At 71.1% G+C, this 21,899-nt stretch carries 21 protein-coding genes and 1 pseudogene; 9 read left to right on the top strand and 13 right to left on the bottom strand.

From position 1 onward, the window contains the following. Positions 1–110 precede the first annotated feature (110 nt). The 3 genes from D1J60_RS34035 to D1J60_RS34025 all read left to right on the top strand — a co-directional run bounded on the left by D1J60_RS34035 (position 111) and on the right by D1J60_RS34025 (position 4,834). Positions 111–932 (top strand): histidine kinase, encoded by an 822-nt coding sequence (locus tag D1J60_RS34035; protein ID WP_125824718.1) that lies wholly within the window; start codon positions 111–113, stop codon positions 930–932. Beyond that, positions 929–1,633 carry a response regulator transcription factor gene (locus tag D1J60_RS34030; protein WP_125824390.1) on the top strand — a complete coding sequence of 235 codons (705 nt, stop codon included), beginning with the start codon at positions 929–931 and terminating at the stop codon, positions 1,631–1,633. Before D1J60_RS34035 ends, D1J60_RS34030 begins: the two co-directional genes overlap by 4 nt. A 225-nt stretch (positions 1,634–1,858) precedes the next feature. Then, a complete protein-coding gene (locus tag D1J60_RS34025; RefSeq protein ID WP_125824389.1) occupies positions 1,859–4,834 on the top strand; it encodes a BTAD domain-containing putative transcriptional regulator in 2,976 nt (991 codons plus the stop codon). Between the two features lie 258 nt (positions 4,835–5,092). Here D1J60_RS34025 and D1J60_RS34020 read toward each other — a convergent pair whose 3' ends face one another. Then, positions 5,093–5,566, bottom strand: a complete 474-nt coding sequence (locus tag D1J60_RS34020) for a hypothetical protein (RefSeq protein ID WP_125824388.1) — start codon at positions 5,564–5,566, stop codon at positions 5,093–5,095. A 118-nt stretch (positions 5,567–5,684) separates the two neighbouring features. On the opposite strand from D1J60_RS34020, the gene D1J60_RS34015 reads away from it, so the two are divergent. Next, on the top strand, positions 5,685–5,981 hold the full coding sequence (locus D1J60_RS34015) for a hypothetical protein (RefSeq protein WP_125824387.1): 297 nt from the start codon (positions 5,685–5,687) through the stop codon (positions 5,979–5,981). A 305-nt stretch (positions 5,982–6,286) separates the two neighbouring features. Here the strand turns inward: D1J60_RS34015 and D1J60_RS34010 are convergent, their stop codons facing one another. Further along, positions 6,287–7,297 (bottom strand): quinone oxidoreductase, encoded by a 1,011-nt coding sequence (locus D1J60_RS34010; protein WP_125824386.1) that lies wholly within the window; start codon positions 7,295–7,297, stop codon positions 6,287–6,289. Positions 7,298–7,552: 255 nt separating this feature from the next. Between D1J60_RS34010 and D1J60_RS34005 the strand changes: the two genes are divergently transcribed. Then, positions 7,553–8,236 (top strand): GNAT family N-acetyltransferase, encoded by a 684-nt coding sequence (locus D1J60_RS34005; RefSeq protein ID WP_125824385.1) that lies wholly within the window; start codon positions 7,553–7,555, stop codon positions 8,234–8,236. A 436-nt stretch (positions 8,237–8,672) separates the two neighbouring features. On the opposite strand, the gene D1J60_RS34000 is transcribed toward D1J60_RS34005, so the two are convergent. Together D1J60_RS34000 and D1J60_RS33995 are read right to left on the bottom strand one after the other, a co-directional pair. Beyond that, on the bottom strand, positions 8,673–9,734 hold the full coding sequence (locus D1J60_RS34000) for a hypothetical protein (protein ID WP_241253651.1): 1,062 nt from the start codon (positions 9,732–9,734) through the stop codon (positions 8,673–8,675). 34 nt (positions 9,735–9,768) lie between these two features. Then, entirely contained in the window at positions 9,769–10,176 is a 408-nt protein-coding gene (locus D1J60_RS33995; RefSeq protein WP_125824383.1) for a hypothetical protein, read from the bottom strand. A gap of 490 nt (positions 10,177–10,666) precedes the next feature. On the opposite strand from D1J60_RS33995, the gene D1J60_RS33990 reads away from it, so the two are divergent. Together D1J60_RS33990 and D1J60_RS33985 are read left to right on the top strand one after the other, a co-directional pair. Beyond that, positions 10,667–11,116 carry a papain-like cysteine protease family protein gene (locus D1J60_RS33990; protein ID WP_241253650.1) on the top strand — a complete coding sequence of 150 codons (450 nt, stop codon included), beginning with the start codon at positions 10,667–10,669 and terminating at the stop codon, positions 11,114–11,116. 10 nt (positions 11,117–11,126) lie between these two features. After that, a complete protein-coding gene (locus tag D1J60_RS33985) occupies positions 11,127–12,008 on the top strand; it encodes an LPXTG cell wall anchor domain-containing protein (protein WP_125824381.1) in 882 nt (293 codons plus the stop codon). A gap of 620 nt (positions 12,009–12,628) precedes the next feature. On the opposite strand, the gene D1J60_RS33975 is transcribed toward D1J60_RS33985, so the two are convergent. Next, entirely contained in the window at positions 12,629–13,114 is a 486-nt protein-coding gene (locus D1J60_RS33975; RefSeq protein ID WP_125824379.1) for a hypothetical protein, read from the bottom strand. A gap of 880 nt (positions 13,115–13,994) precedes the next feature. Here D1J60_RS33975 and D1J60_RS33970 point away from each other — a divergent pair. Then, positions 13,995–14,981, top strand: coding sequence for a helix-turn-helix domain-containing protein (locus D1J60_RS33970; protein WP_241253649.1), 987 nt, complete (start codon positions 13,995–13,997; stop codon positions 14,979–14,981). Here D1J60_RS33970 and D1J60_RS33965 read toward each other — a convergent pair. Both D1J60_RS33965 and D1J60_RS33960 read right to left on the bottom strand, forming a co-directional pair. Continuing rightward, the gene (locus D1J60_RS33965) at positions 14,969–15,904 is read right to left on the bottom strand and encodes a hypothetical protein (protein ID WP_125824377.1); all 936 of its coding nucleotides are present in this window, start codon (positions 15,902–15,904) and stop codon (positions 14,969–14,971) included. The two genes, D1J60_RS33970 and D1J60_RS33965, sit on opposite strands and share 13 nt — an antisense overlap. 72 nt (positions 15,905–15,976) lie before the next feature. Further along, positions 15,977–16,435 carry a peptidase inhibitor family I36 protein gene (locus D1J60_RS33960; protein ID WP_164721103.1) on the bottom strand — a complete coding sequence of 153 codons (459 nt, stop codon included), beginning with the start codon at positions 16,433–16,435 and terminating at the stop codon, positions 15,977–15,979. A 462-nt stretch (positions 16,436–16,897) separates the two neighbouring features. On the opposite strand from D1J60_RS33960, the gene D1J60_RS33955 reads away from it, so the two are divergent. Continuing rightward, positions 16,898–17,125, top strand: a complete 228-nt coding sequence (locus tag D1J60_RS33955) for a hypothetical protein (protein WP_125824375.1) — start codon at positions 16,898–16,900, stop codon at positions 17,123–17,125. 211 nt (positions 17,126–17,336) lie between these two features. Here the strand turns inward: D1J60_RS33955 and D1J60_RS33950 are convergent, their stop codons facing one another. The 6 genes and pseudogenes from D1J60_RS33950 to sigK form a co-directional block, all read right to left on the bottom strand. Further along, the gene (locus D1J60_RS33950) at positions 17,337–18,623 is read right to left on the bottom strand and encodes a cyclopropane-fatty-acyl-phospholipid synthase family protein (RefSeq protein WP_125824374.1); all 1,287 of its coding nucleotides are present in this window, start codon (positions 18,621–18,623) and stop codon (positions 17,337–17,339) included. After that, positions 18,620–19,225, bottom strand: a pseudogene (locus tag D1J60_RS33945) (class I SAM-dependent methyltransferase); the annotation flags it as partial. The pseudogene D1J60_RS33945 and the gene D1J60_RS33950, both read right to left, overlap by 4 nt. A 122-nt stretch (positions 19,226–19,347) precedes the next feature. Continuing rightward, a complete protein-coding gene (locus D1J60_RS38770; RefSeq protein ID WP_277607527.1) occupies positions 19,348–19,614 on the bottom strand; it encodes an NAD(P)-binding protein in 267 nt (88 codons plus the stop codon). A gap of 145 nt (positions 19,615–19,759) precedes the next feature. Next, a complete protein-coding gene (locus D1J60_RS33935) occupies positions 19,760–20,242 on the bottom strand; it encodes a peroxiredoxin (RefSeq protein WP_125824372.1) in 483 nt (160 codons plus the stop codon). A gap of 58 nt (positions 20,243–20,300) precedes the next feature. Continuing rightward, positions 20,301–21,047: an anti-sigma factor gene (locus tag D1J60_RS33930; RefSeq protein ID WP_125824371.1), complete on the bottom strand. Its 747-nt coding sequence runs from the start codon at positions 21,045–21,047 to the stop codon at positions 20,301–20,303. Next, positions 21,044–21,568, bottom strand: coding sequence for an ECF RNA polymerase sigma factor SigK (sigK, locus tag D1J60_RS33925; protein WP_241253700.1), 525 nt, complete (start codon positions 21,566–21,568; stop codon positions 21,044–21,046). Before sigK ends, D1J60_RS33930 begins: the two co-directional genes overlap by 4 nt. Positions 21,569–21,899: the final 331 nt, after the last annotated feature.

Genomic DNA, 21,899 nt, shown 5'->3' with positions numbered 1-21,899 from the left:
TTGTATCCGCCGCGGGAGGTCATCCCGGGGATGTACGCAGCTGCATCCGGGGGCTGATGCGGGGCGCGTCGGGCGGCTGCGAAGATGACCCGGTGTGGAATTCCTGGACGATGGGGCTGGTCATCGCCCTGACGGCGGCAGTTGGCGCCGCCGGGTGTCTGTGCGTGGCCGTGGTCCGGGCCCGGCGGCTGCACCAGAGGGCCATCGAGGAGCGCGGCTGGCTGCTGGAGCGTGAGCGCGAGAGCGCGGCGCGGACCGCGGTCGACGCCGAGCGGGCCAGGATCGCCGCCGATCTCCACGACATCGTCAGCCACAACGTGAGCCTCATGGTGGTCCAGGCCGGGGCCGCCCGCGAGGTGCTGGCCACGATGCCGGACGAGGCCGCGGCGGCGATGAGCGCCGTCGAGACCGCCGGGCGGAACACGATGACCGAGCTGCGGCACCTGCTCGGCCTGCTCGCGCCCGCGCAGAACGGCGACGACGAGCCCTACGGTATGGACCTGTCGCCGCAGCCGAGCCTGAGCCGGATCAGCCCGCTGATCGACAGGTTCGCCTTCGCCGGCCTGCCCGTGGAGATGCGCGTCTCGGGTGACCCGCGCCCACTGCCTACCGGGATCGACGTCACCGCGTACCGGATCATCCAGGAGGCCCTCACCAATGCCCTCAAACACGGGAACGGAGCAAAAGCCGAGGTGACGGTGCGGTACGCGGACCACTACCTCCGGGTCGAGGTCCTGAACAGCGGACCGAGCGTACTGACGGGCAGCCGACCCGCGCGGAGAGAGCCGGTCCCGGGCCAGGCGGACGGAACCGGACGCGGGCTGCTCGGCCTGCGGGAGCGAATCGCCGTCTACGGCGGCGACCTGGACGCCCGCCGCCGCCTCGGCGGCGGCTACCGCGTACGCGCCCGGATCCCGCTGGACCGGCCATGACGACGCACACCGAGTCGGCCCCTCGCGTCGTGATCGCCGACGACCAGGAGCTGGTCCGCACCGGTTTCCGCCTGATCCTGACCGCCCGCGGCATCAACGTGGTGGGCGAGGCCGGCGACGGAGCCGAGGCCGTGGCCGCCGTGCGCAGGCTGCGGCCCGACGTCGTCCTGCTGGACATCCGGATGCCCGTCATGGACGGCCTGGAAGCCGCCCGTCGCATACTCGCGCAGGCCCCCGACTGCCGGGTGATCATGCTGACCACCTTCGACCTCGACCACTACGTCTACGCCGCCCTCGCCGCCGGAGCCAGCGGGTTCCTCCTCAAGGACGTCACCCCCGCGCACCTGGCCGCCGCCGTACGCCTGGTCGACACCGGCGACGCCCTCCTCGCGCCCTCGATCACCCGCCGCCTGGTGGAACGCTTCGCCCCCAACACCCCCCGAACCGGCTCGGGCCCCGCAACCCCGGCGGTCCACCAGGACCTGGCCGCGCTGACGCCGCGCGAGCGCGAGGTGCTGACGCTCATGGGCCGGGGCCTTTCCAATACCGAACTGGCGCGGGAACTGACGCTCAGCGAGGCGACGGTAAAGACCCACGTGGCCCGGATCTTCGCCAAACTGACCCTGCGCGACCGAGCCCAGGCCGTCGTCCTCGCCTACGAGACCGGACTCGTCTCACCGGGGGAGTCCGGGGGCAGTTGAGCGCCCCGCGCCCGATCAGACCGCGCGCCGGCTCGGGTGCGCCGCGTCGACGCCGCCGTGCGCCTCGGGCACCTGGCGACACCACCGGCCCCGCTCAGCGGATCACGGTCGGCCCGGCCGACCGCATCCGGCTCCGGGCCGGGGCACCGGCGGGTCGACCTTGATCATCCGGCCGTGGCTGAACGAGGATGATCCCAGGGGCGGGGGCTCGGACAGGGGGTACGGGTGAGGTTCGGCGTGCTGGGGCCGTTGACGGTGCACGACGACGACGGCAGCCCCGTCGTCGTGGGAGCGCCCAAGGTGCGGGCCCTGCTCGCCGTGCTGCTGCTCGAGCCCAACAGACCGGTGTCCACGGACGGCGTCATGACGGCTCTCTGGGGCGAACGGCCTCCGGCCACGGCCACCGCCTCCCTCCACAACCACCTCGCCCGCCTGCGCAAGGCCCTCGGGCCGCACGCGGACCGCCTGCGCTCACGCCGGGAAGGCGTCGAACTGCGTGTCGGGGCCGGAGAGCTGGACCTGGACGACTTCGACGGCCTGACGCGCCTCGCCCGGCGGGCCACGGCCGAGGAGGACTGGGAAGCGGTCTGCCGGGAGGCGGGCGCGGCCCTCGCCCTCTGGCGCGGGCTGCCGCTCGCCGACGTACCCGGCACCGCCGGCCACCCCGCCACGGCGCGGCTCCTGGAACAGCGCCTGGACCTCCTCGACAGCCGGTCCGAGGCGCTGCTCCGGTTAGGCCGCCTCGACGGACTGCCGGCCGAGCTGCGCGCCCTGGTCGCGGAACACCCGTTCCGCGAGTCCTTCTCACGCCGGCTCATGCTGGTACTTTCCCGCACGGGCCGGCAGGCCGAGGCCCTCGCCGTCTTCCGTTCGCTGCGCCGGACCCTGGTGGAGGAACTCGGCGTGGAACCGGGACCGGCCGTCCAGGACGCCCACCGGGAAGTGCTCCGCTCGGCGGAGGGGCGGCGGCCCGGCCCGCCCCGTCCCGTCCGGCCGGGGCCGCCCCCCGAACCCCCGCTGGCCGTCGCACCACTGCCTCCGCCCGTCGCACAACTGCCGTCGGCCCCCGCCGTCTTCGTCGGCCGCGAGGCGCAGACCGCCCGGGTGCGCACGGCACTCGGCGCCGACCGTACGCAGGCCGCCCTGGTGGTGATCAGCGGAATGGCGGGCGTCGGCAAGACCGGCCTGGCCCTCCACCTCGCCGCCAGCCTCCGCGAGGACTTCCCCGACGGGCAGCTCTACCTCAACCTCCACGGCGGAACCCCCGGGGTGGCGCCCCTGCAGCCGGCCGAAGCCGTGGCCCAGCTCCTCCTCGGCCTCGGCACGGACGCCCGCCGCATCCCGGAGGACCCGGCCGCTGCCACCGCCCTGCTCCGTTCGAGGCTCGCAGCCACCCGCACGCTGCTCGTGCTGGACGACGCCGCCGGCGTGTCCCAGGTACTGCCGCTGCTGCCGGCCGGAGCGGGCTGTGTGGTCCTGCTGACCAGCAGGACCACCCTGGCCACCCTCGACGCCGCCGTCGACGTCCCGCTGGACCCCCTGTCGGACGCGGACGGCGCCCTGCTGCTCGCCCGCGCCTCCGGTCGCGCCTGGGCGGACTCCGACGGCGCCGCCGTCGCCAGGATCGTCGCCCTGTGCGGACGGCTGCCGCTGGCCCTGCGGGTGTCGGCCGCCCGCCTGCGCAGCCGCCGGACCCTCACCGTCGGAAACCTGGCGGAACGGCTGGCCAGGCCGGAGGAACGGCTCGACCACCTGGAGCTCGAAGACCTCAGCGTACGGCGGTCCCTGCGGGCGGCCCACGACGGCCTGCGCCGCCCCGGTGACCTCCCGGACGAGGAGGCGGCCGCCGCCCTCGCCCTGGTCGGCGCCCTGGACCTGCCCGAGTACCCGGCCCCGCTCGTGGCCTGGACCATGGACCTGCCCGAGCGGAACGCCGAGCGGGCCCTGGAACGGCTGGCGGAGGTCGCCCTGCTGCAGGAGACGGCGCGCGGCCCGTACGTACCCCACGACCTGGTCCGCGCATACGCCCGCGAACTCGCCGACCAGCCCCACCGCAAGGCCCGGACGGCGGACACGGTCGCCCGCGCGCTCCGCTGGTACGTCGAGGGCGCCACGCTGTGTTCCGCCCTGCTGCGCCCGACGTTCTGGCCGGCCACGGGCCCGGCCGCGACGAGGCCGCCCTTCACCGACGCGGCCGCCGCGCTCGCCTGGGCGGACGCGGAGTCGGAGAACCTCCTGTTCCTCGCGTCCGGGGGCGCGGAGCGCCACGGCCTCGACGCCGCGACGAACCTGGAGCTCGTGAACGGCCTGTTCCCCTACCTCCAGGACCGCGGCCGGATCCACGACCTGAAGCGCCTCACCCGCCACGCGGTCACGGTCGCCCGGGCCTCGGGGGACGCGGCCGCCGAGGGGCGCGCCCTGTTCCAGCTCGCCACCGCCCACTACTCCGGAGGCCATCTGCGCCCGGGCGTCGACCTGTTCAGGCAGGCGGTGGACCTCAGCCTGCGGCTGGGCGACGACACGGCCCGGATGCTCCACCTGGGCAACCTCGCCGTCCTCCTGAAGATCCTCGGCCGCCCGGACGAAGCCAGGTCCACCCTGTCGGAGTGCCTCTCCCTGCGCCCGGACGACCCGAGCCCGAACCACGAGGCGATCCTGCTGGGACACCAGGGCCACATCGCCGAACTCGCCGACCCGCGGGAGGCCCTCGGCTACCACCGCAGGAGCGCCCAGGTCGCACACGAGGCCGGCATACCGGTCCTGCGGCAGATGGCGCTGTGCAACCTGGGACACCTCCACCTCCGGCTCGGCGAGCCCATCGAAGCTCTGGACCGCTTCCAGGACGCCCTGGAGGCCATGCCCGCCGGCTCCGGCCACTGGAACGCGGAGCGCGAGGTCCGGCTGGGGCGGGTGAAGGCCCTCCTCTCGCTGGGACTTCCCGAACAGGCGGAACAGGAGTGCGCACAGCTGCTCGAGGAGATCACGGCCCGCGGGGACACGTACGCGCGCGGGCTCCTCGCCTTCGAGCGCGGTCACGTGCGGATGGCCCTGGCGGACGAAGCCGGCGCCCGCACGCTGTGGCGGGAGGCGCTCGCCGCCCTGGAGGGCACGGACGCCGAGGTCCTCGGCGAACTGCGCACCCTGGTGCGGGGCCCGGCGGACCGTCCTGCGGCACACCGTTCCGCCCCGCGCGGCCGTTAGCCGAGCCGGCCGCCCCCTGCCCATCCTCGCCCGTACGGCCCTCACGCTCGGCACCACCGCGGCCGTGCTCGTCCCCCTCACCGGCACCGCCCAGGCCGGCATCGCGGAGGACGGGATCTGGGACCCGGCCGCCTGAGCGACTACGATGCCGTCGCGGACCACGGCCTCCCGCCAGGACCTCCAGGCGGGAGACGGGCCAGCGATCGGGCCGGCCGCAGCAATCAACCAAAGGCTGTGACCAGCACTTGCACAGCAGGACTAGTAGACCTTGGTCCAGCGCTTGTAGTTGTCCCCCTGGCCCGGCGTGCAGTAGCCGATGTTTCCGGCGCCCGCGCTGCCCATACCGAGGTAGCAGTTCTTTCCCGCCACCAAGGTGTTCGTGTCCCCGGAGGTGGCCCAGCTCGTCGACCACCCGTTGCCGGCCGCATCGCTGCAACTGCTCGTCAGCGCACTCCAGCTGGGGGTCGAGACCAGACAGACCGAGATGCTCGTCGACGGCATGATGATCATGGACTTGTAGTTGCCCCACCACTGGGACGAGTCGCCCCGGTTGCAGGGAACGCCGCGCGTGTCGTTCGTGGACTGCGACAGGGAGCCCTGCAGGCACAGCCCCGTGGCGGCGTTCTTCAGCATGAACGCCCCGGTGCCCGCATGTGCGGACGTGGTGCCCATCATGAGCGAGCCCGCCAGTACGCCACCGGCCAGCAGGGTGGCGGAAAGCCGACGCTTCATGGGATCTCCTTCGAGAGAGGGTGTCACCGGCCGCGTTCGCAGCGGCGGTGACCAGGTGAGAAGATCGTGCGGGAGGCCGCCAACGACACTCCAACGGCCCACCAACAAGCCCACGGCGATGCCTGGTCCACTGCTGCCCGACAGAGGGGCCGACGGCGGATCGGCCCGGACGAGCATCCTGCTGATGAGCTGCGGCACGCGTCGGCTGGGCGGCGGCCGCGCGGCGGTGCCGATGCTGCCCGGTCTGCTCTCCGAAGGGGCCGACCCGCTGTGGGCGGCCAGGTCGTCTCTCACCGCCTTGCTCGCCGTCGACGGTGCAACTCTGCACCTCGAACCGGACGGAACCCAGTGGGTCAGCGCCGGCAGAGGCCCGGCCGAGTTGTCACGGCATCTGCCCGCCAACCACCAGCCGTAGCGGCCATCCCGTCGCCAGCTCCCGAACCCACCGCCCCGGCCACACGCTCCTCGCCCGGCTCGCCGCCAGCGGCCCGGACCAAGACTTCCGGTCGACTACGTCGTCACGATGCGGCGTCGGGGCCCTCCGCCCCATCCTCGACGAGATCAAGGGCCCCGCCGAAGCTCTGATCACCGAGTGCGCGGAGCGGGGGCGGCCGGCCCGGTGGGCGCTGTCCGGCCGGGACCGGATCGCCGTCGAAGGCCTGCCGCTGACCGGCACCTCGGTCACGGCGGGCTGGCGGGCGGCGCACTCGTCGCCCGCGATCAGCTCTGCGTCTCCTCGCGGCGTCCAGTGGCGGCCGCAGCGGGTACGAGGAGCAGCTTGCCGGTGGTACGCCGAGCCTCCAGATCGCTGTGGGCCTGGGCGGCCTCGGACAACGCGTAGCGGCCCGTCACGGTGACCTCAAGGGCCTTGGAGCGCACCCACGCGAACACATCGGCGGCCCGTCGGAGCAGTTCGGACCGATCGGCGATGAAGTCCCCGAGGCTGGGCCGGATCAGGGTCAGCGAACCGCCCCGGGCGAGCCGCATCGGATCGAACGGCGGCACGGCACCACTGGCCGCGCCGAAGAGCACGAGATGGCCGCGGCTTCGCAGGCTGGCGAGGCTCGCGTCGAAGGTGTGCGCGCCGACGCCGTCGAAGACGACCGGCAGTCCCTGACCGCCGTTGAGCCGCCTCACCTCGGCAGCGAGGTCCTCGACGGCAGACGAAAGAATCACCTCAGCGGCCCCGGCACGCTTCGCGAGCTCGGCCTTCGCCGTGGTCGACGTCGTGCCGATCACCCTGCCGCCGAGATGGGTGATGAGCTGGGTCAAGAGCAGCCCCATGCCACCAGCGGCCGCGTGCACGAGCACCGTGTCGCCCGCCTGTACCGGGTAGGCGTCCTTGACGAGATAGTGCGCGGTCATGCCTTGGAGGAGTACGGCGGCGCCCGTCTCGAAGCCGATGTCGTCGGGCAGCGGCACCAGCCGGGAGGAGTCCACGACGGCCCGCTCGGCATACGTGCCGGGAACCTCCACCCAACCGACCCGGTCCCCGACTGCGACGTCAGTGACGCCGGGTCCGACTTCGACGACCGTGCCGGCGCCCTCAGCGCCCGGGGTGAAGGGCAGCGGGAGGCTGTACCGGCCTTCGCGGTGGTAGACGTCGAGGAAGTTGACCCCGGATGCGGCGACCTCCACGACCACCTCGCCCGGACCCGGCCGCGGCTGGTCCACCTCGGCCTCCCGCAGCACCTCGGGACCGCCCACTTCGTACACCTGAATCGCTCGCATGACCCCTCCAACAACGGCTTATCCCCCCACCAACCCCGTTGACGGCGATCCGATTCCCGGCAAGCAGACCAGCCCTCCACCCCCGCCGGAAGCTGAGAGGTCGTGGGGTGTGCTGGTAGGGGAGCGGAGCGTGCTGCCGGAGGCCGCGAGGGTTCATGGAGGGCGGAGTCGCCCTGCGGGGGCGGCCGGCGGGGGCGGCCGGCGGGGGATGGTTATTCGCCCGTCCACCGGGTGCAGGCATGCTCTAATCGCCGGATGACGAAGATCGAATCGGAGCTGATACGACGTTGGCTGAACGGCTGGACCGTGGCTCGCTCCCTGCCCGAGGCCGAGCCGGTCGAGTCCGCCGGGGACGGCCTGCGGTCCCATTGTCACCAACCCGGCCGCGAGGTCGAGGTGTTCGCGCTGCGCGCGGACGAGGAGCCCGAGTCCTTGGCTCGGCTGGCGACAGCCGTCGCCGCCACGAGGCAGACCACCTGGCTCACGGTACCTACGCTGCGCCCGGGCACCGTCGAAGCCGTCGTCGGCGCCGCCGGACTGGAGTTGCTCCGCCGGTCCGAGTGGTTCATGACGACCGATCTGACCGCGCACCCGCAGCACGCGCCCGCCGCGCCGTACGAGCGCGAGGTCCGCACGGAGGGACCGGTTACGGTCGTCTCCCTCCACGACTCCTCCGGAGAGGTGGCGGCGCGCGGCACCATCGCCGTGGTCGGCGCTGATGCGATCGTCGATCGCATCGAGACGGACGCGGCGCACCGGCGACGCGGCCTGGGCCGCGCCATGATGAGCGCGCTGGCGGAGGCCGCCGTGGCCCAGGGCGCCCGTACCGGTCTTCTCATCGCCAGTGAGGAAGGCCAGCACCTCTACTCCTCCCTCGGCTGGCGTCACGAAGCCGACGTCCTGATCGCCAGGGGGCCAGTGGTTCCCTCCAACCGGTAGGACTGGCTCACGCTGACAGATCCGCCCGTACGCTCGGCGTACTCCTGCGGATCCCGCCGAGCGGCCCGGCCACACCATGCGACAAACTCGCCATCGCCCTCCACCCCGCCGCCAGCCTCATCTGGGCACGACGATGACCACGCTAAAGGCCCAGAGCATGGGCGAACGCCGAGAATGTGGGCGTGACCAGGCGCCACTCGCACTGGCGCGGGTTCGTCCGGAAGTCGCTGCCCACCACGCGGGGATCGGAGGGATCCGTGCGGTAGTCCAGAGCCAGGGCCACGTCGTCCCCGGCGTGGCGGTTCACGGCGACGAGAACTGCCTGCTCGACATCCAGCCAGGGCAGTTCGACCGCGGCCTGCTGACTACTGCCGCAGCTTCGGCCCCACCCGCTCGAGGGAATGGAACCTGACTCCGGCCGCGGGCAGTCCCCGTGTCACTTCCGGCTCCTGACCTGCGGAACGTTCTCGCCATTGCGCTGCGCTTGCTCCATCTGGTCCATCGCGGCGCTGATTCCTTGCCGGAGCTGTTCCTCAGTCAGGTTGTCGCCGTAGTTGTTGTAGAGCTCGATGCCGACGCGCATCGTGATCTGATCGCCTTGGTCGTCGTCCCCGGTGAGCAGGGTTTCTCCAAGGGATGCGCCCTTGATCAAGGTGTCCGCGTCGAAGCCGGCTGCCGAGTCAATCGTTTGGAGGTCGTACCGCTCCTGGAACTGCGGCTTGTGGTCCCAGTCCTGCCCCGGAGCCACCTTCACGCCCCACATCGTCAGCGCCGCACTGACATCGGAACCGTAGTTGCGCACGAATTCGTACCATTCGGGTTCGTCCAGCAGGGACCGTATCTGCCCGACCGTGTCCGACTTCACGTTCCGCTCCATCTCCTCGAAGATCCACTTCTCGGCGTCGGTGAACTTCTGCTCGCTCCGCGCCGACCCCGTAGGCGGGGTGACGGGACTGGCCGAGGCGTTGAACTCCCCGATGGTGCCGTCGAGGATGTTCCCGTCAACGACCACGACTTCGAGTGCCTGCTTGACGGCCTTGTCGAACTCGTCCACGGCCCTCACCGCTGCGGTGATGTGCGCGGTCCAGGACTCCTCCACACTCTTCAGCTCCGGGTCGCGCCGCAGGGTCCGCGCCTGTGCCGGGTCCTGGACCCGCGTGAAGTCGAAGGTCGCGCGTCCCGATGCCGAGACCGCCATGCCGGCGGCCACCGCATCGTCCCGAGCCGACTCGACCTTCTTCTTCAGGTCCGCGAAGCCGGTGTGCGCGTCCCTCAGAAGCTTGGCCACCACCTCCGCCTCGGTCTGCGCGGACTTGTACTCACGCCGAGTCGTGGCGAACTTCGTCTGCGCCGCTTCCACCCTGAACCCGCGCCAGTTCTGGCCCAGGGTGATCTTCTGGACAGTCTCCCCGTAACGCTCCTCTACCTTCGACAGATCAGCGGCCATGGATTGCCACTTTTCGGCAGCTGTCGTCAGGACGCCGAGATCGGTCGTCATGACTTCCTGGTATGTCAACACGCGCCCGATCCCCCTACAGTCCTTCGAGCTTGGATTTCCGTCTCAGCGCGCGGAGTTCGTCACCCGTGCGGACGTCGTTCTGTACGAAGAGGCCCGAGGCGCCACGCAGGGAGGTCTTTTCGGCGCTCAAGCGTCCCATGAGCGTCTTCACCTGTTGGTCCCAGGTCTCCGTTACCTTCTTCAGGCCGGAAGCCGTCTCCCAGCCGTCAAGGGTCCTGGCCGCCGCGCTCGTGTTCTCCTTCGCACCGGCCGCGGCTTTCCTGGTGTTGGGCTCCAGCTCGGTCTCGATGGTGTCCGCCGCGGCCTTCTTCTCCGCCGGCGTCGAGCCGAACGCGCTTCCGTCCCCCGGAGGGAGGGGGTCGGCCGGTACACCATCCCGGCCGTTCAGCCTTGTTCCCGTGCTGTTTGCGTCTCCTGACATGTTCATCCTCCCCTGTTCCCCTGGCCTAGGGTCGCGACCAGGGCTTCGCGCAGCTGACGAACGACGAACCCGAGCAAAAGCGCGACCTGGAGCACACACCCGGCACTGGCACACCCTGTAAGGGGACCACCCCGCTGCTCCCGCGCCCGCCAAGCACGACTTGGAGCCCGCCGAAGGCGGGGCAGGTTGTGAGCATCACACTCGGCTCCGGCAGGCAGGCCTGGACTCTAAGTGCCGATTCAAGCTATTAGCTGCCAAATAATCATTAGGGGGTAATTTCCTTCAAGACCCCTACGTGCCACAGGCACGATGCGCTGTCATATTCCTGCCAGATTGCCCCGTTCGTCTCGTGCACCCATCAGGGGAAGGCAGGAAAATGGGCAGGTTCAGGTACGGAACCACGGCGTCGGCCATCGCGCTGGCCGCCTTTGGATCGCTCGCGGCCGCAGGAGGCACGGCTCACGCGGAAGCGGGTCAGGACACCATCAGCATGCTGAAGCAGGAGAAGACCCAGTGGTGCTGGGTCGCCTCCGGGCTGACCATCGCCAAGTTCCAGGGCTTCGGCTCCACACAGACGGACTTCTGCAACCGTGCCCAGCCCTACTACGGCTGCAACAACCAGCCCGCCACGCTCGACGACATGGCCAGGGGCTGGAGCAGCCTCGGCATGGCCCACACCGGCTCGGGCCTGAGCAGCGCAGCCACGTTCAACCAGGTGTACACCGACGTCAAAGCGGCACGGCCGATCGGCGCCCGCATCGGGTGGACGTCCGGGGGCGGGCACATGAACGTGGTCTACGGCTTCGACACGTCGAACAACACGATCGCCGTGGCCGACCCGTGGCCGGACACCACCACGTACACGTGGTGGAACTACAACGACTACGTGAGCAACAGCTCGTCCAAGTGGACCCATTCCCGCATCGGTATCTCCCGCTAAGGCAGGCGACATGCGCGACACAAGCGGCACCAAGATGTCCAACCAGCGGGCGGCCTCTCCGTTCTCCCGTCTGTCCTTCGTCATTGCAGTGAGTGCGTCCGCAATGCTGTCCGTCGTCGGTCCGACGCACGCGGCCCCGGCCAAGGACCCTCTCCCCGCCGACATCCCCGACTACCAGGCCGCCCTCAACGCGGTGAAGTCCACCGACGTCCACAACGCGGTATGCCGCTTCCTGCGCACTCCGGTGCCCACCGGCGACGCCGGCGGGCCGGTGCAGACGATCCCCGAAACGGCAGAGCCGTGTCAGGGCCTTCCGGTCTTCACGATCAAGGATCCGGTGGCACTGAACGAGATCACCCCCGGGTTCGTGGCAGGCACCGCCAAGCCACTGCCCACCGAGGCGATCAAACTGACGCAACTGGTCTCCTCGCTCAGCACCACCGTCAACGGCCGCAACGCCACCGTCATGCTCGCCCCCACCCAGGGTGGCGGCTGGCACCTGGCAGCCGTGCGAGACGGCGACAGCGACGCCACATACGCCGGCAAGGCCACCCTGGGCACGCTGGTCTTCTCCGAGCCGCAAATCCGCGGCTGGTACCAGCTCAAGCTCACCACCGTCGAGCCCCTCAACGACCAGGCCCGTCAGGGACTCGGCGGCCAGGCGTCGGTGTCACTCACCGACTACCAGAAGCTGGTCAAGGCCCGCTACGCCGACAAGCTGCCCGGCTCGGAGTACGACACCACCGGCTACTCCAGCGGCTACAGCCTCCCGCGCACGGAGGACGACGCCTCGCCCTCCGCCCTGCTCCTTGCCGGCGGTTCCAGCGCGGCCCTCGCCCTCGCGGGCGCAGCCGTCGTGCTCCGCCGGCGTCGGCGCGCAAGCACCCACTGAGCCCAACCCCGGACCGCCACTACGCTCCGTCCCGGCATTCGGCCGGGACGGAGCGGTGGGGTCTGGCCCAAGTTGGGTCAGATCCACGGCTCCTGCCAGCGTTTCCCCACATACCTGGCCTGTGGTGGGCGGCCGGGCGTGCTGGTGTTGAAGGTCCGCCGGTTCCTCTGCGCGGCGCCGGCCTGTCCAAGGCGCACGTTCGTCGAGCAGGTACCGGGACTGACCAGGCGCACGGTCGTACTACCGAGCGCCTGCGGTCCACGATGAGCAAGGTCGGGCTGGCGCTCGCCCGGTGGGCCGGTGCACGCCTCGCCACGCGTTTGGCATCGTGACCAGCCGCAATGCGCTGCCGCGGCGGGTGATGGACCTGCCCGACCCGGCACCGACCGAGCCCCGCGCCGTCGGCGTGGACGACTTCGCCCTGCGCCGCGGCCATGTCTACGGCACGGTCGTGATCGACGCCGAGACCCATCGGGTTCTCGACCGGCTGCCCGAGCGCGATGTCGCCACCCTCGTCCCCTGGCTCGCGGCCCGCCCCGGAATCGAAGTCACCTGCCGCGACCGCGCCGGCGAGCGATCTACCTCAGCGGGAAGGCTTCGCGCCCGCCCCGCCACCACCGTCAGTACGACGGGTAGCCGGCTGGATCACCCGACACCGGGCCAGCCTGACCGAAGAGGAGAAGACCCACAGGCACGGGCGGGGACGTGCGGGTGAGGTCGAGGCCGGCGGGGGTGAAGGCCGGGCCCCAGGGCGGTTCGACGAAGTAGGTGTCGCGGGGGCCGCGGGCGGGGTGCTTGCCCAGGAGGTCGGCGTAGTCGCCGAGGTGGAGCCGGGTGGTCGTGGTGATGCGGCTGAGGTTGTGGCGGGTGGCGTCGTGCACGTCGACGTCGAGTTCGGTGGCGTGCACGGGGATCCCGAGGCGGGTGCCCAGGTGGTTGCTGAAGTTGCCGGAACCGCAGAACAGGTCCGCCACGAGCGGCTCCGTGCCGTTGTCGGGGAGCGTCGCGTGGATGTCGGCGAGGGCGTCGGCCACGGCCACGGCGTAGTCGTCGACGCAGCACTCGATCACGGTGCGGCCCAGCAGGCGGATGCCGACCGCTTCCATGCGGGGAGCGGGCACCCCGAAGGCGGCCGTACCACGTGAGGCCAGGTCGGCGCTGCTGATCAGCCCACCACGCGGCGAGGCGCTGGGCAGAGGGCGGCCGGCGCGAAATCGCCCAGGCGGACGAGCTCGCTCACATCGCCCGGTTCCTCGAACACTACGAGTAGGCTCGCAGGTATGGGAATTGACTGGGAGAACATACTCGGCGCCAGCGGTGACGGCATAGAAGATGCCTACGACAGGGCGGTCTCCGCGGCCACATACAGCGATGACCCGGGGGACGACCGTCGGCCACTCCCCATCGGCGAAGAGCTCGACGACACAGACGGCTTGCGCTGAAGTGAGCACCCGCACGAAACGCCCCGGCACGCCCCGGAGTTTCGCTGCCTCAGAGATCGCGTCACGTCAGGGGTACACACCCACGCACACGACACACCGGTATCAGCTCGACCTGTAGCAGAGAGCGGACGGGCCGGACCGGGACATCACCCCGCCCGGCCCGTCCGTGCTTTCGATACTCGCCCGGCATCCCCTCCGTCCTGGACGGCTCCAGCAGGTGCGGCGTCGTCCGGTCGTGCATGCAGGTCCAGAGCGTCGACTCCTTGGTCTCTTTACCTGCTGGCCCCCGCATGAGGTCGTGGAGGGGGCGTTGCCGATGCCGGAGCACGGGCCGTCCGGCTCCGGCGGCCGGCCGACCACGAACCCATGGGGACGCAGTCGGCCCCCGCCGGTACCTTGGCGGGGCGACGTCCCGTGGCAGCAGTCGGCCGACCGAGCGCCGTGGCAGGGCCGGTCGCACGGTCAGCGTGCGCCGACGGCGTTCGTCGGCCGCGTCCTGGCCCGGTCGAAGAAGTCCCGCAAGGAGTGCTGAATGTGGTCAGTGGTGTCAACGGCCGGAATCGCACCGGGAGACCGGTTCGACTGGTACTCCGGCATCGTGTCGAGCGAGGTGATGCCCGCCGCCCTCAGCTGCAAGCGGCCCGCCGAGTTCCAGGGTGAGGCCGCGGTGCTGGACCTGGGGGAGATCCGCGCGTCGAGGTTCTCCCTGTCACCCCTGCGTTCACGGCGTACGGCGCCGATGATCCGGCGTGGCGACCCCGAGGAGTACCAGCTGGCCCTCCTGCGCAAGGGGGCCACGTCACTGTCGCAGTACCGGAGCGAGTGCACCATCGGAGCCGGTGATCTCATGCTCTGGGACACCTCCCGCCCCTCCGACAACCACATGCCCGCATCAGGCGGCCAGGTACAAGCGACGATCCTGATGCTGCCCCGGAGGATCCTGCCGCTGCGCGCCAAGCGCCTGGACCAGGTGCTGGCCCGGCGTATAGCCGGCGACCGCGGCATGGCCGCGATCCTGGCGTCCTTCATGACCTCACTCGAGGACCACGGCGCCGAATGCGCTCCCGAAGAACTACGCCGTCTCAGTACGGTGGCCGTCGACCTCGTGGCGGCGTGCCTGGCCCAACAACTGGATGCGCAGGACCAGCTCCCCGCCGAGGTCCGGACGCAGGCGCTGGTGCAGCGGATCCACGCCTTCATCGAACACAACCTCGGCGACCCGGAGTTGAATCCCCCAGCGGTCGCCGCCCACCACCACATTTCGGTGCGCACCCTGCACCAGCTCTTCCACGGCCAGGAGAGCGTCAACGCCCGGATACGCCGCCGCCGCCTCGAACAGTGCCGCGCCGACCTTGCCGACCCCGCTCTCCGCGGCCGCCCCGTAGGGGCCATCGCCGCTCGTTGGGGCTTCAGCGGACCCGTGGTGTTCAGCCGTTCCTTCCGCGAGGCGTACGGAGTCAGCCCGACCGAGTTCCGTGCGGGGAGCGTGCTGACCGTGGAGGTCACAGCGGGCGCGCTTCACGGGGCGTAGGCAGTCAGTAGCTCTGTGGTGTGGGTGACGTCCGCGTCGCGGGCCTTGGCCAGGGCCTCGAATTCGGCGCGGTGATCGGCGATGGATGTGCGCTGGTAGTCGGATTCGACCGTGAACCAGATGCCCACGAGGTTGGTGGTCCGCTTGCAGGCGATATCGGCCTGCGCCGCTTCGATCTCGGTGGCGTCGGGCTTCTCGGCCTGGATCGACGGTATGCCGGCCCCCGCCTCCATGGGACTCGGCGCGTCGTAGCCGTGCGTGCTCAGACACTTGGACCAGCGGGCGAACACGGCCTTCACCCGCGGATCTTCGATCGAGCGCCTGAAGCTGTCAGCCTTGGTGGTGGATATGAGCTGGTCTGGACCGGTACCCGGACCCCGGGTACCCGAGGGGGCCGTTTCCAACTGCTCCGAGGCCTTCTCCGAGCAACCCCCCTTCGGCAGCTCGCGTCCTCGGAAAGAGGCCGTCGGCGTGCCGTCGGCGCTCCTGCCGAACAAGGCGGTCGTCTGCTCGGCGGAAGGCTTGATCCCCGACCCGGCAGCCGAGGGTTCGGCTTGCGCCATGGGAAGGTGGTAACCCCATTCGGCGGCCGCGGCCGCGTCCGTTATCCCGTACCGGCGGAACACGAGGGAGTCGCGAGGCGAGAGCACGGGCTCGGGAAAGACCGGGTACTCCAGGCCGTACGTCTTCATGCACGCCTGGATGAGCTTTCCGTGGAGCCAGTTGCGCCTCGCCGACTGGAGAGGCGTGAGCATGTAGTCCTCGACCGGCAAGCGCAGGGTCTCGGCCTGCGCCGGATCAATGGTATGCGCGGCCGACTCTGCCGGCGGGGTGGCTCCCTGGCCCGTACAACCGCTCGCCAGCAGGGCCGTCAGAAGAGCCCAGGCCGGCAGGCGCCGGAGAGCACGGTTCGGCGTGGTCATCGCTTCCTCAGCAGTGCACGGGAGGCCCTTGCCCACGCCTGGGCGTGGGCAAGGGCAGAGGGGTACCGGTGGTCAGCGGGCCCGGACGGCGGGGCAGGAGCTGACCCATCCCGGACCGTCGACCGCCATGGACGCCTCGTTGTTCCGGAGGTTGGGGGTCAGGTTGCCACCGTAGAACCCGCTGATGACGTTCGAGTCGCCCACGTAGTTCGGGTACACCCAGATGCGAACGTCACAGGTGCCGGCCCCGTTGTCCGCGGAGGCCGCGTTGTTGCGGATGGCGTGCCCGTCGCTGAAGTTGCCCGAAAGGGTGGGAACGGCAGTCTTGCTGCTGCCCCAGAAACCCCCCTGCCGGTTCGGTGAGTACCAGAGGCAGAAGAAGTACGGGCTGTCGTTGTCACAGCGGGAATCGGCACGCCACTGATCGATGCGGACATCGCTCGCACTGGCCGATCCCGCGGCCGCGGTCACGATGAGCGCGGCAACGGCGGCGGCTGCCCCGGCGCGTCTGGCGAGCTTCTTCACGAACATGTCGGTCTCCCCCATGAAGCGTTGAATGGTTGGTGGTGGCGGTAAGCGGCGGCAGCCCCGACGGTGTCCGCCCACCTCTGATGCACGGGCGACAAACCGTTCTCCCCGGCACAGATGTCGGACTGGGTACCACCCTTGTGTCGATCTTGGTGGGAGCCGGCCACTGACCACCCTCACCGGACCGAACGCGCCGTCCCCACAGGAGCCCGACCACCACTTCCCGGGCTCCCCGCGCTCATCGAACGTCGGACATCACCGAACCTATTCAGAAGCCGATCACAGCGCTGTACGGTCGGCGCGGGATTCCTTGACTCTCAGTGCACGGAACCCGGCGGGGCTGATTCCGTACGTCGCGGGGCGGCATCCGTTGGCACCGAGCAGACCGGGGTGACGAAGCGGCCTTCACTCCCTCCATGTTCCGGTGTGCGCCATCTCGGCCACGAACGGGCGTACTCGCAGCAGATGACGACTGCGGTGCGGATCGGCGGCGGGGAAAGGGGCGTGCCGTCGAGTCCCGAGCCGAGCACGGCGGTTCTGCGCGAGCGCTGCCTGGACTTCCTCTTCGGCCCCCACCTCCCCATCGCCTTGGACGGGGTGATCTGGCAGTTGAACGGGGAGTTGCCCGCCGACGCGGACTACCTGGCGGGCATCGACCGGGACATGGACATGCGCCTCGTCGGCAGGAACTGACCTGTGGCGATGCGCGCGCCGGCCGCAGCCCCCTGACGGCGGTGGCCGCGAAGGCGACCGCGGTGAAGGCAATCCCCCACGCGATCGACGATGCGGTGCAGCCCGCGGCGGACGGCCACGGCGAAGGTGGCGAGGAGCACCGCTCACGTCGCGGTCGCGCAGGCGGCGAGGTTGAGGCCGAGGGTGCTCCAGTCCATGCCGGCCATGCCGGTCATGCCGGGCTCTGGGCGCCGTACCAGGTGGCGGGGGTGGCCGGCATGGCGGAGCTGCCCTCACGGGTGGGGCGTACGGCGAGGATCTGGTCGACGCCCATGCGGCGTTCGGCGAAGGCGAGGGAGGCGCCGGCCAGGTAGAGGCGCCACACACGTCCGGTGGTTTCCCCTACGAGGTCCTCGACTTCGCACCAGCGGTGTTCGAGGGTGGTCCGCCAGGCGTCGATGGTGGTCGTGTAGTGCTCGCGGAGGGACTCGGTGGAGCGGACCTCCAGGCCCGCGCCCTCCAGCAGGTCCACGGTCCGCCCGACGGGGCGCATGTGCATGTCGGGGGCGATGTACGTCTCGATGAACGCACCGCCGCCGGGGGCGTGGGCGCCGCGGGACATCTGCTGGATCAGCAGCCGGCCCTCGGGGCGCAGCGCGTCGTGCAGTTTCGCGGTGAAAGCGGGGTATTCGGCGTCGCCGACGTGTTCACCCATCTCGATCGCGGCGGCCGCGTCGTAGCCCCCGCCGTCGATGTGCCGCCAGTGCCGCAGAGTGACGTCCACCAGGTCGGCCACCCCCTCGCGTGCGGCCCGCTCGGCGACGAAGTCGCGCTGCGCCCGGGAGAGGGTGACGGCGGTGACGCGCGCCCTGTGCTCGCGGGCTGCGTGCACGGTGAGGGAGCCCCAGCCGCAGCCGACGTCGAGCAGCCGGTCACCGGCGCGCAGCCCGAGTTTGCGGCAGACCAGTTCGAGCTTGTCCCGCTGGGCGTCGGCGAGGGTGTACGCGGGGTCGTCCGGCCGGGTCCAGTAGGCGCAGGAGTACGCCATCGACTCGTCGAGGAGGAGTGCGTAGAACTCGTTGGACAGGTCGTAGTGGTGACTGATCGCGGCCCGGTCCCGGGAGGCGCTGTGCGGGCTCCCGGCCAGGCGGGCCCGTCCGTCGGGGCGTTTCGGGGGCGGGCCGACGACCCCCAGGCGTACGGCAAGGACGGTGGCCGCGGCCATGTCCGCCGGCCGTGGTCGGGCTGCGGGCAGGTCGCGGGCCGTCCGGCCGGCCTGCGACAGGGCGTCGGCGAGATCCCCTTCGACGTCGAGGTCCCCGGTGACGTACGCCTCGGCGAGGCCGAGTTCGCCCGGCTGCCACAGCAGACGGCGCAGCGCCTGGGGCGAGCGGAGCGTGACGAGGGGGGCGTCGGCGGGGCCCGTCCGGCTGCCGTCCCAGGCGCGGACGCGGACGGGGAGGGGGCCGGGGAGGAAGTGGCCGAGGAGCTGGGCGAGTCGGTCGGCGGCGGGCTTCACGGTCGGGTCCCTTCGGTGAGGAGGAGCTGGCGCACGTCGAGGTAGCCGGAGCGGAATCCGGCTTCCGAGTAGGCGAGGTAGAACTCCCGCATGCGCTGGAAGACGGTGTCGAAGCCGAGGCCGGTGACGACGGAGCGGTGGGCGGTGAACCGCTCGCGCCACAGGCGCAGGGTTTCCGCGTAGTGGGCGCCGTAACCGTCGTCGGCGGAGTGCTCGGCGATGGTCTCCCGGGAGGGAATGAGGCCGCCGGGGAAGACGTACTTGCTGATGAAGGTGTGGGCGGCGTCGGTGCGCAGCATCTGCCGGTAGTCGCGCAGCTGGACATCGACCCGGTCGGCGAGTCCGGCCGCCGCGATCCGCTCGCGGGCCAGGGCGGCCTGTTCGGCGGAGAGGGTCAGGGTGGTCACCCGTGCTCCGCGTGCGGCGGCCCGCAGGGCGAGTTCGCCCCAGCCGGTGCCGATCTCCAGCAGGCGCGTGCCGTCGCCCACCTGAGCGAGGTCCAGGAGGCGGTCGATCTTGCGGTGCTGGGCTTCGAGGAGGGCGGCGGGGCGGGCGGGGAAGGCGGTGAAGACCGCCGAGGAGTAGGTGAGGGTGGGGTCGAGCCCATGGCGCAGCGGCGTGATGCGGCTGTGGGTGATCACGCAGTCGTAGAGCGCGGCGGCGGGCGCCCCGGCAGCCTCCCGGCCCACGGGCACCACGGGTACGGAGGGTCGCGCCGGCCCGGTCACCAGCGCGCTCCCAGAGAGCGGGCGGCCGCCGCGCCGCAGCGGCAGCCGTCCTCGTGGAAGCCCCAGCCGTGCCGGGCCCCCGCGTACGCGGTGACCCCCTCGCTCAGGCGGGGCAGCTGTTTCCGCGCGCCGACGGCGGTGTCGGTGTGCAGATCGCGGGTGTGCGCGTGCCCGCCGAGCCGTTCGTCTGCCTCGTACAGGGTGACCTCGTAGGAGGACGCGAGGATGCGGGCGGCGGTCAGGCCCGCCACCCCGCTTCCCACGACCGCCGCCTTCCGCTGTTCCACCTATGGTGCTCCCGCCACTCGACACGCCGTCCGGCTGCTGCGTTTCACTCGTACTTCGCAGCGGCCCGGCGGCCGGATTGGAGGAGATCCGAAGGGGTGGAGCGGCTCGTCGCGGGCGGGTTCAGACGGGGAGTGCGGCGAGCTGTGCGGTGAGTGTCGTGGCGGGCGGGTAGGTGGCACCCACGGCGGTGACGTGCTTCCAGTGAACGCGGCCGGTGGCGGTGAGGATGAACACCGCCCGGCGAAGCCCGATCAGGGGTGCGGTGATCCCGAAGGACTTCGCCACCGTGCGGCCCTCGTCGGAGAGCAGGGGGATGCGCAGGTTACGGTCGCGGGCGAACCGTTCGTGGCTGTCGACTCCTTGGGGGCTGATGCCCCATACGGCGGCGCCGGCCGACTGGAGGTCGGTCAGGCCGTCGGAGTAGGAACACAGCTGGGCCGTGCACACCGGGGTGTTGTCGCCGGGATAGAAGGCGAGGACGAGGGGCGTACCGCGGTGTTCCCACAGGGCGTAGTCGCGGCGATGGAAGGTTTCGCCGTCCAGGCGCCCTCCGGGCAGGCGGAAGTCGGCGACGGTGTCCCCGATCTTCGGGGTGTGGGGCATGGGGGATCTCGATTCGATAGGTCGGTACGGGCACCCGCGGACGGCGGCGCTGGGCGGATCAGGCGCGAAGGGGCATCAGGAGCAGAGGGTCGGTCGTGGGCTGGGGAGAGCCTCCGGCTGGCTCGAGGGTGAGTCCGACGGCGCCGGCGTCGGCGGGGTTGCCGGTCAGGACGACGGTGCCGTCGTGGTCGAGGAGTCCGGCCGGGCGCATGATGCCGTCGTGGTCGAGCCACAGCTGGTAGGTCTTGCCCGGTGTGGGGGCCGGCAGGCGGGCCGCGGTGAAGACGGCCCTGTTCTGCCGGTCGGAGGCAACCACCGTGGTCAGCGTGCCGTTTGAGGCCCGCCCGTGAACGGTGCGTGCATCGGGTGCTGCCAGGACGGCGCTCACCGTGTCGAGCTGCTGCTGGGTCTGGCGTGCTCGGGCCCTGAGGTCCTGTCCGTTCTGCGCTTGCCATACCGCGACGCCGCCGAGTGCGGCGGCCGCCACGCCGGCCGCCAGGGCGAGCGGCACGGCCTTGCGCCGCAGGCTGCCGCCAGCGGGCTTGGTGGCGTGCGTGGGAAGGCGCGGCGGTAGCTGGCGTACGCCGTCGATGGCGGCCATGACCTGCGCCTTGGCCGCGGCGGGCGGCGGCTGGGAGACGGCCGCGGCCAGACGGGCCGCGGTCGCCTCGAACTCGGCGGCTTCCTGCCGGCATGCTTCACAGGCGTGCAGATGGGCGTCGAAGGCGGTGCGTTCGTCGTCTTCGAGGGCGCCGAGGGCGTAGGCGGCGGTGAGGGTGTGGGCGTCGGTGGCGTGGTGTTTCATGTGGTCACCCCCATGCAGTCGCGGAGCCGGATGAGCCCGTCGCGCATGCGTGTCTTGATGGTGGGAAGCGGTGTGCGCAGGGCTTCGGCGACTTCACGGTAGGTCAGCCCCCGGTAGTAGGCCAGGGTCACGGCCTGGCGCTGCAGTTCGGTCAGGCCGCGCATGCAGCGGCGTACCTGTTCGGATTCCAGGCGGGTCTCGACCTGTTCGGCGACCTCGTCGAAGGCGGTGGTGTGCTCGCGGGCGGCCTGGGCGTACTCGCGGTCGGTGGCGGCCTGGGCGGAGCGGACCCGGTCCACGGCCCGCCGGTGCGCGATCGTCGCCGCCCAGGTGGTGACGGATCCGGCTTCGGGCCGGTAGCGGGCGGCCTGCCGCCACAGGTCGATCATGACCTCCTGGGCTACCTCCTCGGACTGCGCCCGGTCGCGGACGACCTTGACCACGGTTCCGAACACCAGCGGGGCGAGGGCGTCGTAGAGGCCGGAGAACGCCTCCTTGTCGCCGTGGGCGACCTTCTGCATGACGTCGGTGAGATCGCCGCGGGCGGGGTCGGAGGGACGGCCGGTGTTGAAGGGGATCGGTTGGTTCACCTGCGGGGCTCCGGCTGTGGAGAGAAGGCGAAGGGGCGGCCGGGGGCGGCCGTCGGGGGGAGGGGCGTCCATCGCATGCCGGTCCTTGTGTCGTCGCTGGTGCGGGCCGGACCGCCCCGGGGGGACGGTCCGGCTGTGGAAACCTGTGCGTGTGTCGCCTGTTCTTCGTAGCCGACGGGCCTACGGATGGGCCTGCGGATGGGAGCCGCTGCGTCACCGGAACAAGCCCGCATTAACCCGTGGGGGGGAACCTGGACCGGTC

The sequence above is a fragment of the Streptomyces sp. W1SF4 genome, assembly GCF_003950035.1.
GTDB lineage: Bacteria > Actinomycetota > Actinomycetes > Streptomycetales > Streptomycetaceae > Streptomyces > Streptomyces racemochromogenes.
Note: the sequence above shows the minus strand (reverse complement) of the source record. Positions and strands in the feature narration are given on the sequence as shown.